Annotated in this window: 12 protein-coding genes and 1 pseudogene; 8 read left to right on the top strand and 5 right to left on the bottom strand. The window is 68.8% G+C overall.

Annotated elements, in window-relative coordinates; all coding sequences use genetic code 11:
* Nucleotides 1-13: 13 nt before the first annotated feature.
* The 6 genes and pseudogenes from DIE15_RS20645 to DIE15_RS20620 form a co-directional block, all read left to right on the top strand.
* On the top strand, nucleotides 14-1,222 hold the full coding sequence (locus DIE15_RS20645) for a 3-hydroxybenzoate 6-monooxygenase (protein WP_057928332.1): 1,209 nt from the start codon (nucleotides 14-16) through the stop codon (nucleotides 1,220-1,222).
* Nucleotides 1,223-1,298: 76 nt separating this feature from the next.
* Nucleotides 1,299-2,660, top strand: a complete 1,362-nt coding sequence (locus tag DIE15_RS20640) for an aromatic acid/H+ symport family MFS transporter (protein ID WP_124834218.1) — start codon at nucleotides 1,299-1,301, stop codon at nucleotides 2,658-2,660.
* A 121-nt stretch (nucleotides 2,661-2,781) separates the two neighbouring features.
* Nucleotides 2,782-3,132 (top strand): helix-turn-helix transcriptional regulator, encoded by a 351-nt coding sequence (locus DIE15_RS20635; RefSeq protein WP_057928309.1) that lies wholly within the window; start codon nucleotides 2,782-2,784, stop codon nucleotides 3,130-3,132.
* A complete protein-coding gene (locus DIE15_RS20630; protein ID WP_057928308.1) occupies nucleotides 3,122-3,556 on the top strand; it encodes a YeeE/YedE family protein in 435 nt (144 codons plus the stop codon). The genes DIE15_RS20635 and DIE15_RS20630 overlap by 11 nt, the downstream gene beginning before the upstream one ends.
* 1 nt (nucleotide 3,557) lies before the next feature.
* The gene (locus DIE15_RS20625; RefSeq protein ID WP_057928307.1) at nucleotides 3,558-3,980 is read left to right on the top strand and encodes a YeeE/YedE family protein; all 423 of its coding nucleotides are present in this window, start codon (nucleotides 3,558-3,560) and stop codon (nucleotides 3,978-3,980) included.
* A 106-nt stretch (nucleotides 3,981-4,086) separates the two neighbouring features.
* Nucleotides 4,087-4,714: pseudogene (locus tag DIE15_RS20620) on the top strand (PLP-dependent aminotransferase family protein); the annotation flags it as partial.
* Between the two features lie 144 nt (nucleotides 4,715-4,858).
* Here the strand turns inward: DIE15_RS20620 and DIE15_RS20615 are convergent.
* Complete coding sequence (locus tag DIE15_RS20615; protein WP_057928306.1) at nucleotides 4,859-5,134, bottom strand: hypothetical protein; 276 nt, start codon at nucleotides 5,132-5,134, stop codon at nucleotides 4,859-4,861.
* Between the two features lie 97 nt (nucleotides 5,135-5,231).
* Entirely contained in the window at nucleotides 5,232-6,569 is a 1,338-nt protein-coding gene (locus tag DIE15_RS20610; RefSeq protein ID WP_057928305.1) for a cytochrome-c peroxidase, read from the bottom strand.
* 22 nt (nucleotides 6,570-6,591) lie between these two features.
* Between DIE15_RS20610 and DIE15_RS20605 the strand changes: the two genes are divergently transcribed.
* Nucleotides 6,592-6,846 carry a hypothetical protein gene (locus DIE15_RS20605; RefSeq protein ID WP_124834217.1) on the top strand — a complete coding sequence of 85 codons (255 nt, stop codon included), beginning with the start codon at nucleotides 6,592-6,594 and terminating at the stop codon, nucleotides 6,844-6,846.
* On the opposite strand, the gene DIE15_RS20600 is transcribed toward DIE15_RS20605, so the two are convergent.
* Nucleotides 6,833-8,296, bottom strand: a complete 1,464-nt coding sequence (locus tag DIE15_RS20600; RefSeq protein WP_124834216.1) for a metallophosphoesterase — start codon at nucleotides 8,294-8,296, stop codon at nucleotides 6,833-6,835. The two genes, DIE15_RS20605 and DIE15_RS20600, sit on opposite strands and share 14 nt — an antisense overlap.
* A gap of 185 nt (nucleotides 8,297-8,481) precedes the next feature.
* Between DIE15_RS20600 and DIE15_RS20595 the strand changes: the two genes are divergently transcribed.
* Complete coding sequence (locus DIE15_RS20595) at nucleotides 8,482-9,330, top strand: class I SAM-dependent methyltransferase (protein WP_124834237.1); 849 nt, start codon at nucleotides 8,482-8,484, stop codon at nucleotides 9,328-9,330.
* Nucleotides 9,331-9,417: 87 nt separating this feature from the next.
* On the opposite strand, the gene DIE15_RS20590 is transcribed toward DIE15_RS20595, so the two are convergent.
* Both DIE15_RS20590 and DIE15_RS20585 read right to left on the bottom strand, forming a co-directional pair.
* A complete protein-coding gene (locus DIE15_RS20590) occupies nucleotides 9,418-9,729 on the bottom strand; it encodes a hypothetical protein (protein ID WP_057928302.1) in 312 nt (103 codons plus the stop codon).
* Between the two features lie 58 nt (nucleotides 9,730-9,787).
* Nucleotides 9,788-11,809: a BCCT family transporter gene (locus tag DIE15_RS20585; RefSeq protein WP_124834215.1), complete on the bottom strand. Its 2,022-nt coding sequence runs from the start codon at nucleotides 11,807-11,809 to the stop codon at nucleotides 9,788-9,790.
* Between the last annotated feature and the right edge of the window lie 442 nt (nucleotides 11,810-12,251).

Raw genomic sequence — 12,251 nt, 5'->3', positions numbered from 1 at the left:
GCAGGAGACAGACATGAGCGAGACACACAACACAGGCCGGCGCGTCCTCGTGATCGGCGGCGGCATCGGCGGGCTCGCGACCGCGCTGGCGCTCGCGCGCCAGGGCATTCGCGTGAAGCTGCTCGAGCAGGCCGAGCAGATCGGCGAGATCGGCGCGGGCATCCAGCTCGCCGCGAATGCGTTCAACGCGCTCGACGCACTGGGCGTCGGCGACGCCGCGCGCGGCCGCGCCGTGTTCACCGACCGGTTGCAACTGATGGATGCGGTCGACGCGCGGGAAGTCGCGTGCATCGACACGGGCGCCGCGTATCGCGAACGCTTCGGGAACCCGTATGCGGTGATCCATCGCGCGGACATTCACCTGTCGATCTACGAAGCGGTCAAGGATCATCCGCTGATCGAATTCCGGACCAGCACGCAGGTGTGCGGGTTCGAGCAGGACGACAACGGCGTGACCGTGACCGACCAGCATGGCGAGCGTTATCGCGCGGACGCGGTGATCGGCTGCGACGGCGTGAAGTCCGCGATCCGGCAGGCGCTGATCGGCGACGCACATCGCGTGACGGGGCACGTCGTGTACCGCGCGGTGGTCGACGTCGACAACATGCCGAAGGATCTGCAGATCAATGCGCCGGTCGTCTGGGCCGGCCCGCATTGCCATCTCGTCCATTACCCGCTGCGCGGCGGACGGCAATACAACCTCGTCGTCACGTTCCACAGCCGTGAGCAGGAAACCTGGGGCGTGCGCGAGGGCAGCAAGGAGGAAGTGCTGTCGTACTTCGACGGCATCCATCCGCTGCCGAAGCAGATGCTCGACCGGCCGACGTCGTGGAAGCGCTGGGCGACCGCCGATCGCGACCCGGTCGAACGCTGGAGCGCGGGCCGCGCGACGGTGCTCGGCGACGCCGCGCATCCGATGACGCAATACATCGCGCAGGGCGCGTGCCAGGCGCTCGAGGATGCGGTGACGCTCGGCGCGGCCGTCGCGCAGACGGACGGCGATTTCGAGGCCGCGTTCGCGCTGTACGAGCGCGTGCGGATTCCGCGCACCGCGCGCGTGCTGTATTCGGCGCGGGAGATGGGGCGGATCTATCACGCGAAGGGCGTCGAGCGGCAGGTGCGCAACGCGCTGTGGGTCGGACGCACGCAGGCGCAGTTCTACGATGCGCTCGACTGGCTGCACGGCTGGCGTGCGGAGGATTGCCTGAAGTTCGTCGCCTGACGCGCTTCAGCCCGAATCCGGCGGCGCGCATTCCAACGACATCACGCGCGACCGCCTTCATGGAGGAGACACCATCATGGCCGATACGCTGTCCATCGACGTCAGCGAGTGGATCGACCGGCATCGCGTTGCGCCGTTTCAGGCCGCGATCGTCGCGCTGTGCTTCCTGATCGTCGCGATCGACGGTTTCGATACGGCATCGATCGGATTCATCGCCCCCGTCATTCGCGCGGAATGGGGCCTTTCACCCGCGCAGCTCGCGCCGGTATTCGGTGCCGGGCTCGCCGGGCTGATGGCCGGCGCACTTGTGTTCGGGCCGTTCGGCGACCGGTTCGGCCGCAAGCGCCTGCTGCTCGCCTGTGTCGCGTGCTTCGGCATCGCGAGTGCCGCGTCGGCGAGCGCGGGCGGCTTGACCGAGCTGATCGCGTGGCGCTTCGTGACCGGCCTCGGGCTCGGCGGAGCGATGCCGAATGCGATCACGCTGACGTCCGAGTATTGCCCCGCGCGGCGGCGCTCGCTGCTCGTGACGACGATGTTCTGCGGCTTCACGATCGGCTCCGCGCTCGGCGGGCTCGCGGCCGCGGCGCTGATCGAGCGCGACGGCTGGCGCACGGTGCTGGTCGTCGGCGGTGCCGCGCCGCTGCTGCTTCTGCCGGTGCTCGCGTGGCGGCTGCCGGAATCGGTGCGCTACCTCGTCAACACCGGCGCGGCGCGCGAGCGGATCGCGGCGATGCTCGCGCGTATCGCACCGGACCCGCATCTCGCGCACGCGTCGTTCATCGCGCCGCGCGGCAAGCCGGCCGGTTCGCCGCTCGGCCGCCTGTTCGGCGCGGACCTGTTGCGCGGCACGCTGCTGCTGTGGCTTACGTTCTTCATGAGCCTGCTCGTCATCTACCTGCTGTCGAGCTGGCTGCCGACGCTGTTGCGCACGACCGGCGCGTCGCTGCAGACGGCCGCGCGCGTGACCGCGATGTTCCAGGTCGGCGGCACGCTCGGCGCGATTGTGCTCGGCTGGTTGATGGACCGCTTCGATCCGCACCGCGTGCTTGCATGCAGCTATGCGGCGGCGGGTGTGTTCGTCGCGGCGATCGGCGTGCTTGCGGCGTCGCCGGCGGGTGCCGCGCTGGCCGTGTTCGCAGCCGGCTTCTGCGTGTCGGGCTCGCAGGTCGGCGCGAACGCGCTGTCGGCCGCGTTCTATCCGACCGAATGCCGGACCACGGGCGTGAGCTGGGCGAACGGGATCGGCCGCGGCGGATCGGTCGTCGGCTCGATGGCGGGCGGGGCGATGCTCGCAATGGGGTTGCCGCTGCCGACCGCGTTCGCATGCGTCGCGGCGCCGTGCGTGATCGCGGGGATCGCGGTGCTGGCGCTCGGCGCGGTGCGGGCCGGCGCGAAGCGCGCGGCGGCGGCCGATGCGATTGCCGGGGAGCAGGCGTAGCGGGTGGTACGGGAGGGCGGTGGTGATGGCGCCATTCGAGTAATGGCGCCGGACGATAGTACGAGTCATCAATATATAAATAGATATAATATTGATTCGTTAATCGTGTGCCACCATCCCCATGAATGCCGATCCTTCCGCCGGGCTGCCCGAGCCCAGCCAGATGCGCGCCGCTGCCGAATCGGCGTGCGCGCTGCTCAAGGTGCTGTCCAATCCCGACCGGTTGCTGCTGCTGTGTGAACTGTCGCAGGGCGAACGCTGCGTGAGCGATCTCGAGGCGCGACTGGATATCCGTCAGCCGACGCTGTCGCAGCAACTCGGCGTGTTGCGGGACAACGCGCTCGTCCGCACGCGCCGCGAAGGCAAGAACATCCACTACTCGCTCGACAGTCCGGCCGCGATCGCGGTGATGGGCGTGCTGTACGAACAGTTCTGCGGCCCGGCCGCGAAGGGGACGCGCCATGCAGCTTGATTCGCTTCATTTCACGCCGTGGCTGTCGCTTGCCGGTGGGGTTCTGATCGGGCTTGCCGCCGCGTGGCTCGTCGCATTCAACGGGCGAATCGCCGGGATCAGCGGCATCGTCGGCGGCTTGTTCACGGCCGGTGGCGCGGAGCGCGACTGGCGTGCCGCATTCGTCGCCGGGCTGGTCGCCGCGCCGCTGATGATGCGTATCGCCGGTGCCGCCGTCACGCCGCAGGTCGACGCAGGCTGGGGCACGTTGCTGGCGGCCGGCCTGCTGGTCGGGATCGGCACGCGCTATGCGGGTGGATGCACGAGCGGTCACGGTGTCTGCGGGCTGTCGCGCGGTGCGACGCGCTCGCTCGTCGCGACGGCGGTGTTCATGGTCGCGGGCTTCGCGACCGTATTCGTGCGGCGGCACGTGCTCGGAGGCTGACATGCAGGCAGGATTCGCATTTCTGGCGGGGTTGCTGTTCGGCGTCGGGCTGATCGTGTCGGGGATGGCCAACCCGCAGAAGGTGCTCGGTTTTCTCGACCTGGCAGGCCATTGGGATCCGTCGCTCGCGTTTGTGATGGCCGGCGCGATCGGCGTCGCCGTGTTCGCGTTCGCATGGGCGAAGCGCCGGACGCGGTCGCTGCTCGGTCTGCCGATCCAGTGGCCGACCGCGCGGACGATCACCGTGCGGCTCGTCGTCGGGAGTGCCGTGTTCGGCATCGGCTGGGGGCTTGCCGGGTTCTGCCCGGGGCCGGCGCTCGTGTCGATCGGCCTCGGCTCGGTCAAGGGCATCGCATTCGTCGTCGCGATGCTGGCCGGGATGGCGTTGTTCGAATGGCTCGAGCGTGCGTGGAAGGTGCGGTAGCAAAGGCGTGGAGTGCATGCCGCGCGGCGGGCAGGATGTGTCGGTTGGGGTTGTCGGCTCTGCTCGGCTGAATCGGCCCTGCGCGGTGAGGGAACCGGGCACGATCGCGCTGGTCGCGCTGTGCTCGCGTCGCGGCGTGGCCGTGATCGAGGACGAACCGTATCGCGAGCTCGTCGAAGCGCTGCACGCGGTGAAGCCCGTGAAGGCATGGGACCGCGACAGCACGGTGATTCTACTGCCCGTCGTTCAACAAGGTGCTGGCGCCCGGGATGCGGCTCGGCTGGATGAGCGCGGGCCGCTGGCACGCGCGCGTGAAGATGCTCAAGTTCGCGCACAGCCGGCACAACGCCGCGTTGCTGCAGGCCGTCGTGGCCGAATTCGTCGGCTCGGGTGCGTTCGATCGCCACCTGCACCGGTTTCGCGAACAGCTTCGCGTGCAGCGCGACGTGACGATCGACGTGATCGCACGCCATTTTCCAGCCGGCACGCGAATGAACCGGCCGCCCGGCGGCATGCTGCTGTGGATCGCGCTGCCGGACAGTGTGCGTTCCGAAGCATTGTTCGAGGCCGCGCTGGCATGCGGGGTAAGGATCGCACCCGGGTCGATCTTCTCGAATTCCGACCGCTTCGATGCGTGTATCCGGCTTGCCTGCACGCGGGCGTTCGACACGGCGCACGAAGCGGCGATCGAAACGCTCGGCCGGCTGATACGCGACGCGGCCGCCGCTGCGTAAGCAGGGCCGGTGACGGCCGGGCTGGCGCGTCGGCTATCGGGCTCGGCTGGCGTGACGGCGGCACGGGCCGGCCAATCCGGCACGCCGCGTTCACCCCGGTGGCCCGCCGCGCCATCACGCGCCGGCGATACGATTTCGGCGATTTCATCGGCTGACCGCATGCGCGGCGAGGTGCTGACGGATCAGCGACAGGTAGCGATCGCCGACCGAGAAGTCGCGTGCGGCACGCGGCCGTTCCGCCTGGCGCAGCGTGGCCGGCGCGCTCATGCCGAGATACCGGCATACCGCGGAAGGAAAGGGCTTGCGTGTGTGCCCGAGCTGGCGTGCCGCGCGCTCGACGCGGGCGTCGCCGACCTGCGCACGCAGCCAGGCCAGCACTTGGCGATCGGTGTCGTTGACGATACGGACCAGATGTTCCATCGCGCACCTCACTGTTCATAAATACAGTGCTGTAAATATAACCAGTATGTGAGGCGGCCGCAAGCGGGCGCGCATGCGCCTGGCCGTTCGGCCAGGGTCAGCGCGCAGGCGCGGCGGTGCGGACGACCGGCGACCCGGTGAGCGGGGCAGCCGGGGCCGCATGGGCGGCGGGCGGGAGGAGATGCGCGTAGCGCGCGTCGGTCAGCGTGCCGAGGAACGCGACGATGTCGTCGATTTCCGCGTCGGTCAGCGCGGGCGGCAGGCCCGGCCGGCGGTTCATCGGCGTCGAATTGACGTTGATGTTGCCGCGATAGGCGGCCGGCACGTCGTCGAACGTCCTGGCGCCGTGATACCAGTAGCCCGGGTCGGTCGAGCGGGTGTTGTAGAACGCGACCGCGTCGCGCAGCGTCGTGAACACGCCGTTGTGCATGAATGTCTGCTTGACCGCGACGTTGCGCAGCCCCGGCGTGCGCAGGTAGCCGCACCACTGCGTCGGCTCGGGCCAGCGCAGCCGCGTTGCCGTGTCGCACAGGCCGTTGTCGAAATGGCGCGGATCGCGGTTCGCGGGCAGCGCACGGTTGCGCGGCACCGCGATCGCGTCGTAGCCGAAATCGGTGAAGAGCGAGCGCTCCGGCCGGTTCGACGTTTCCGACAGCGTGTGGCAACTCATGCAGTTGCCCTTGTCGGGATTGCGGAACAGCGCCAGGCCGTGCATCTCCGCCGGCGCGAGCGGCTTGCGGGTGCGCAGGAACGCGTCGAAGCGCGACGTGAACGGCGCCATGTCGTCGCTCTGCAGATAGGCCTCGACGGCCGAGCCCAGCGCGCGCACCAGCTGCTCGGGATCGCGCCGCACCGATGCGCCGAAGTGCACGGCGAGATCGCCCGCCAGTTCGGTTGCGTCAACCTTGCGCAGCAGCGCGGCCGGCGACCGGTTGTTCATCTCGTTCGGATCGAACAACGGGCCGCGGATCTGTTCGGCGAGCGTGTCGGCGCGGCCGTCGCTGAAAAGGCCGCCGAACGGCGACGGCGCGGGCGCGTCGTCGTCCTGGTAGAAGTGGCGGCGCGGCACGTAGCGCACATAGAGCAGCGACGGCGCGTTGCGCTGGCTGAAGCGCCCGTGGCGGCTGCCTTCCGGCACGCCGGGCCCCGCGAGCGAGGCGGCCGACAGCGTCGGCGCGAATGCGCGCGCCGGATCGTGGCAGCCCGCGCACGACATGCCGCGCGGCTCGGACAGGCGCGGATCGAAGAAGATCCGGCGGCCGAGCGCGACGAGCGTCGGGTCGGGCGCGAAACGGGCGGTCGCCGCGTCGACCTTGCCGGTCACCTGCGGCGTGCCGTTGCCGATCGTGTCGACGACGCGCGACGGCGGCGCGCCGGGGAGCAGGGTCGTTTCGGACGGTGCGGCGTGGGTTGCGAGCGCCGCGCCGGCGAGCAAGGCGGCGGCAAGTACGCGTGCCGTGCAGCCGCTGCCGGCGACCGAAGCCGAAACTGAAACCGCAGCCGCAGCCGAAGCCGAAGCCGAAGCCGAAGCCGAAGCCGAAGCCGAAGCCGAAGCCGAAGCCGAAGCCGAAGCCGAAGCCGAACGCTCGACGGAAGCCGCCGACGAACCCGGCCGTTTCCGCGTTCCGGCCGTCCACCACCGGCGGCCGGTCGAACCCGTCAAACCCGTCAAACCGCCAAGCAATCGAACTTCATCACTCACGGCGCGATGAACCCCGTCTTGTCGCATGCGAGCGTCGTGCCCGACTGGTCGCACGACGCGAGCAGCTTGCCCGCCGCCGAATATGCATGGAACACCCAACCGGTCGCCGGCGCCGCGCGTCGCTCCATGATCAGGAAACCGAAGCTGTTGTTATGCGAGAGCCGCTCGATCACGGCACCAGGCGCGGGCGTCAGGTCGGCCGGGAACGGATCGGGCAGCGCGACGTCGAGATTGTCGCCGCCGTTGCCGGACACGATCGTCGCCGGATGCCCGGACGAGAAGTTGATCGCCTGGAAGTCGTGCACGTGCCCGTGCAGCGCGACGTGGATGCCGGGCGGGTAGTACGCCTGCGCGTTCAGGCTCGACATCACCGACTGCAGCGCGAGGTTGCCCGGCGCGGGCGTGCTGCCGGCGATCGGCGCGAACGCGAGGATCGGATGGTGGTTCGTGAAGATCGTCGTCGTCATGCCGGCCTTCGCTGCGAGCGACGCCACCGTCTGGAACTGCTTCTGGTAGATGCGGAATTGCGCGTCGGTCGTCTTCAGCGGATTGCGGCCGACCTTCGCGGTGTCGAATACGATCACCTGCGTGCCGTCGCCGAGCGACACCGCATACGGATCCGAATAGTTCGCATCGTTGTCGTTGGCCGGATCGTCGCACGAGCGGGCTGTCGAATACGGGTGCGTATCGAGAAAGCGGTACCAGCCCTGGCCGGCCCGCGCGCATTCCTCGTGGTTGCCGCGCACGACGACCCACGGCGCCTTCGCGAACAGCGGCGCGGCCGGGCGGAACAGGTCGGCCTGCCACGTATCCCAGCCGTAGCCCCACGGGCTGTCCTTGCAGCCAGCGATGTCGGGCGGGCAAGCGTTCTCGCGGTAGTGATAGTCACCGACGTGCAGCACGAGATCCGGCGACAGCTTCGCGACGCTCGCCGCGATCGTGTCGAAGGGCCAGACCGTCGCGTCGCTGCACGCCTGCCATGCGTTGTCGGCCTTCTTCATCCGGCAGCCCGTGTCGGCGATGATCGCGATGCGCTGCGGCTGCGCTTTCGGCAGCGGCAGCGCGCGGCCTGCGACGCTCGCCGTCTGCGCATCGGCCGGCAGCGTCGTTTCGCAGACCGACACCGGGAAGCTCGACGGTTTCGAGTCGGCCGGGTCGCTGGCGGTCGGCCGTTGCGCGATGGTCGCGGCGCCGGCGCGCAGCGTCATGCGCGACAGCTTGCCGTCGACGGACAGTTGCGGGCACAGCGGATCGCTCGCGGACGCGGGGCTGTAGTTCGTGATCACGCGCGCGATCGCCTGGTTCGCATCACCGATCTCGACCCACGCGGCCTGGACGTTGATCGCGGCACTCGCTGGATCGGCGGGTGTATCGATGTGATTCGAACACGCGGACAGCGCCGCGAGGGCAGCAAGCGGGGCGCAACGCACGAATCGCGCGCGAGAGAGGAATCGTCGCATGGGAGGCACCGTGGGAAAGTCGTCAACGATACGCAACACGAATGTAAGAATTATGAAAAGCGGGGCGCGACAAGTGCTCAGGTGCTCGGCGTGAAGCGTGCCAGCGTCGTGGCCTTGACCTCAAGCCGGCTTGAAGCAGCATAGTCCGGATCACGATCAACGACGCGGACAAAGGAGAGTCGATGATGAAAGACAGCCCGGCAAACGAAGCGCAGTCTGCGCTGTGGAACGGCCCGTCGGGGCTTGCGTGGGTCGACGCGCAGCGCTCGCTCGACCGGATGTTCGAGCCGTTCGAGATACTGCTCGCGGATGCGGCGGCGTCCGCACGCAGCGTGCTCGACGTCGGGTGCGGCACGGGCGCGGTGACGCTCGCGATTGCACGGCGGCGCGGCGTGCACGCGCACGTGCACTGTACGGGTGTCGACATCTCGGCGCGGATGATTGCCGCCGCCAAGGCACGCGCCGAACGCGACGGCCCTGGCGCCGACTTCGTGCATGCCGATGCGCAGACGCATGCGTTTGCGCCCGGTCAGTTCGACCTGATCGTGTCGCGCTTCGGCGTGATGTTCTTCGACGATCCGGTGCGCGCGTTCGCGAACCTGCGGCGTGCGGCGCGCGCGAACGCGCAACTGCGATTCGTCGCATGGCGCGGCGCGGCCGACAATCCGTTCATGACGACGGCTGAACGCGCCGCGGCGCCGTTGCTGCCGAACCTGCCGGCGCGGCAGCGGGGTGCGCCGGGACAATTCGCATTCGGCGACCGGCAGCGGATCGCGTCGGTGTTGTCGGATAGCGGCTGGGCTGATATCGCGATCGAGCCGATCGATGTCGCATGCACGTTGCCGGCGTCCGCGCTGGACGACTACATCGCGCGGCTGGGGCCGGTCGGGCTCGCGCTTCAGCACGCGGACGATGCGACGCGGCGACGCGTGATCGATACGGTTCGCGCCGAGTACGACGGCTACCTGCAGGGCACGAACGTGCGCTTCGATGCCGCATGCTGGCTCGTCACCGCACGTGCGCCGTCCGCATGACGCATCGGGAGAGGGGAAGCGGCACGACGTTCGGCACGCGCGCTGCTGTTGACGCGTGACAAGGGCGGGCCATGCAAAAGGCGGATATCAGCCGCGCCGGGCGCGCAACATCAGCCACGCACAGCCGGCTGCAACGAGCGCGAGCCCGAGCAGCACCGCTTCGACGCCGAGCGCGAAGCCCGGCGGCATTTCGCCGCTGTTCGGCACGGGCGACAGGTTCGCGGTCATCACGATGGCGCCGCCTGCCAGTAGCGCGATGCAGGCGATCCAGTAGAACTTGCCGCGTCGCGCGGCGGTGCGAATCCGCCACAGCGCGAGGCCGACGCCGCCGAGGTACAGCAGCGCGAGCGTGGCGAGCGCGACGACGTCGCCGGTGCGATCGTGCAGGAGGCCGCTCATCGTGCGACTCCGTCGGGTGCCGCGCGCCGGTTTGACGCGATAAAGGTGACGGTCTCGTTCATTCGGCCTCCGTAGCGTGCCCCGGAGCACGGCTCAGCAGATGCGTACGCTGGTCGGCCGCGAGCGACACGTAGCGTTCGTACTGACGCAGCACGTCGGCAATCAGTTCGTCGCCGCGCAGGTATTCGACGTCATAGCCGAGCCGACCATCCTCGAAGAACGTGACGATGCCGTACACGTGTGCACGCTGCGATTCCGGCTCGGCCGCCTCGCGCATGAGGAACGCGGCGGCGGATTTCGCCGTCACGCGCGCGCCATAGACGAAGTCACGGTGTTCCGCGGTCGGCACGGTCAACCGTACCGCGTCTTCGCTGTCGCGCTGCACGTGCGCGTCGACGCCGCCCGCCCGCAACTCGTCGGCGACTTTGCGCAGCGCGGGCTCGACGGTTTCCGCGACGAACTGGCGTGCGTCGGCTTCGGTCGTCTGCCGCAGGATGTGCGTCAGGCGATGGCGCCAGTGCTGGCCGGTCCAGAAGCTCGTCGCGGGCGCGACGGCCTGCGAATAGTGCACGCGATCGGCCGCGAGCCCACGCCACAGTCCGTAGCACAGCGCGAGCATGATCAGGGCGACCGGCAATGCGGCGATCAATGTCATCGCCTGCAGTGCGCCGAGCCCGCCCGCGACCAGCAGCACGGCTGCCGTCACACCGAGCAGCCCAGCCCAGAACAGCCGCTGCCAGACCGGCGAATGCGCGGCGCCGCGCGTCGCGATCTGATCGATCACGAATGCACCCGAATCGGCGGACGTGACGAAGAACACCGCGATCAGCACGATCGCGGCGATCGACAGCAACTGCGGCAGCGGCAGGAAATCGAAGAAGCGGAACAGCAACGCATCGACACGGGTAGCCGTTTGCGCGAGTGCCCCGGCCGCGCCGTGCGTGTCGAGCCAGATCGCGCTGTTGCCGAATACGGTCATCCATACGAGATTGAATGCGGTCGGCACGAGCAACACGCCGATCACGAACTGGCGGATCGTGCGGCCGCGCGAGATCCGCGCGATGAACATGCCGACGAACGGCGACCACGATACCCACCACGCCCAGTAGAGGATCGTCCAGCCGCCGAACCAGCCTTCCTCGCGTGGCGGCGCGTACGCATAGGTGCGGAACGACAGGTCGACGAGATTCGCCAGATACTGGCCGATATTGTCGCCGAGCGCGCGCAGCAGGAACGACGTCGGGCCCGCGACGACCACGAACGCAAGCAGCAGGAACGCCAGCAGCAGATTCAGCTCCGACAGCCGCCGCACGCCCTTGTCGAGGCCGCTCGCGGCCGATGCGCCCGCCAGGATCACGACGATCGCGACGAGCCCGATGCGGAACGCGTTGCCGCTCGTGTCCCAGCCGGCGACCGTATGCAGGCCCGCGCTCATCTGCATCACGCCGTAGCCGAGCGTCGTCGCGATGCCCGCGACCGTGCCGACCAGCGCGAACGCGTCGACCGTGTGGCCGATCCAGCCGTTCACGCGCTCGCGCAGCACCGGGTACAGACCGGAGCGCAGCGTCAGCGGCAGGTTGTAGCGGAAGCCGAAGTACGCGAGCACGAGCCCCATCAGCCCGTAGATCGCCCACGCATGGAAGCCCCAGTGGAAGAAGGTCATCAGCATCGCCTCGCGCGCGGCGGCAGGCGTGCCGGGGTCGACGGTCGGCGGCTTCAGGAAGTGCTGCATCGGCTCGCCGACGCCGAAGTACATGAGGCCGATGCCCATGCCCGCCGCGAACAGCATGGCCGTCCACGACAGGAAACTGAACTCGGGCTCGGCGTCATCGGGGCCGAGCCGGATGTTGCCGAAGTCGCTCGCCGCGATCAGCACGAGAAACACGAGGAACGTGGTGACGGCGAGTACGTAGAACCAGTCGAAACGCGCGACGACCCATTGCTGGCCGGAGGAGAACAGCGCACCGGCTTCGTTCGGGTGCCACCCGCACACGATGAGCAGTGCGCCGATGACCGCGAGCGCGGGCAGCACGACCTGCGGCTTGAATGTCGTGCGGGGCGAGGGACGGGGATCTGGCATGGCTGGCATCCAGTTGTGGGTGCAACGAGGCGCGACGCCGCCCGGCGCGCCTGTCGCGCGTCGGACCCTGATACGGCGTGCGTCGAGTGTACCGTGGTGTCAGGACTGCAAGAGGGAGCATGCAGCGATAAAGCTGACGAATTGTAAGGTATCGATGCGAGTGCGAAAACCCGCACGAGCAGCGCGGCGCCTGAAACACGGAGGGGTGGAAGCCGGATGGCAGTGCATTGCGTCCACGCCGGCTATTCGAAGCCGAGTCCAGCCGTCGCGAATCCGCATTCGAATGGGCCTGGGGGTATTCCCGATGGGCGGGCGGGCACAGCACGCATGGCGACGCGCGACGATTGCGTGCGCAACGCCCGTGCAGCGGGGCTTCGCAACGGCCGGACAATTGCCCGATTCCTGGCCGGTACGACGCAGCGCATGTCCACCGTCATGAAAA

The sequence above is a fragment of the Burkholderia sp. Bp9031 genome (assembly GCF_003857965.1).
Classification (GTDB): domain Bacteria; phylum Pseudomonadota; class Gammaproteobacteria; order Burkholderiales; family Burkholderiaceae; genus Burkholderia; species Burkholderia ambifaria_A.
The sequence above is the reverse complement of the archived record's forward strand: the minus strand, read 5'-3'. Positions and strand labels throughout refer to the sequence as shown.

Excerpts from the sequence above, each read along its gene's own strand:
- DIE15_RS20645 (WP_057928332.1), top strand. The coding sequence starts at position 14 with ATGAGCGAGACACACAACACAGGCCGGCGCGTCCTCGTGATCGGCGGC.
- DIE15_RS20640 (WP_124834218.1), top strand. The coding sequence starts at position 1,299 with ATGGCCGATACGCTGTCCATCGACGTCAGCGAGTGGATCGACCGGCAT.
- DIE15_RS20635 (WP_057928309.1), top strand. The coding sequence starts at position 2,782 with ATGAATGCCGATCCTTCCGCCGGGCTGCCCGAGCCCAGCCAGATGCGC.
- DIE15_RS20630 (WP_057928308.1), top strand. The coding sequence starts at position 3,122 with ATGCAGCTTGATTCGCTTCATTTCACGCCGTGGCTGTCGCTTGCCGGT.
- DIE15_RS20625 (WP_057928307.1), top strand. The coding sequence starts at position 3,558 with ATGCAGGCAGGATTCGCATTTCTGGCGGGGTTGCTGTTCGGCGTCGGG.
- DIE15_RS20615 (WP_057928306.1), bottom strand. The coding sequence starts at position 5,134 with ATGGAACATCTGGTCCGTATCGTCAACGACACCGATCGCCAAGTGCTG.
- DIE15_RS20600 (WP_124834216.1), bottom strand. The coding sequence starts at position 8,296 with ATGCGACGATTCCTCTCTCGCGCGCGATTCGTGCGTTGCGCCCCGCTT.
- DIE15_RS20595 (WP_124834237.1), top strand. The coding sequence starts at position 8,482 with ATGAAAGACAGCCCGGCAAACGAAGCGCAGTCTGCGCTGTGGAACGGC.
- DIE15_RS20590 (WP_057928302.1), bottom strand. The coding sequence starts at position 9,729 with ATGAGCGGCCTCCTGCACGATCGCACCGGCGACGTCGTCGCGCTCGCC.
- DIE15_RS20585 (WP_124834215.1), bottom strand. The coding sequence starts at position 11,809 with ATGCCAGATCCCCGTCCCTCGCCCCGCACGACATTCAAGCCGCAGGTC.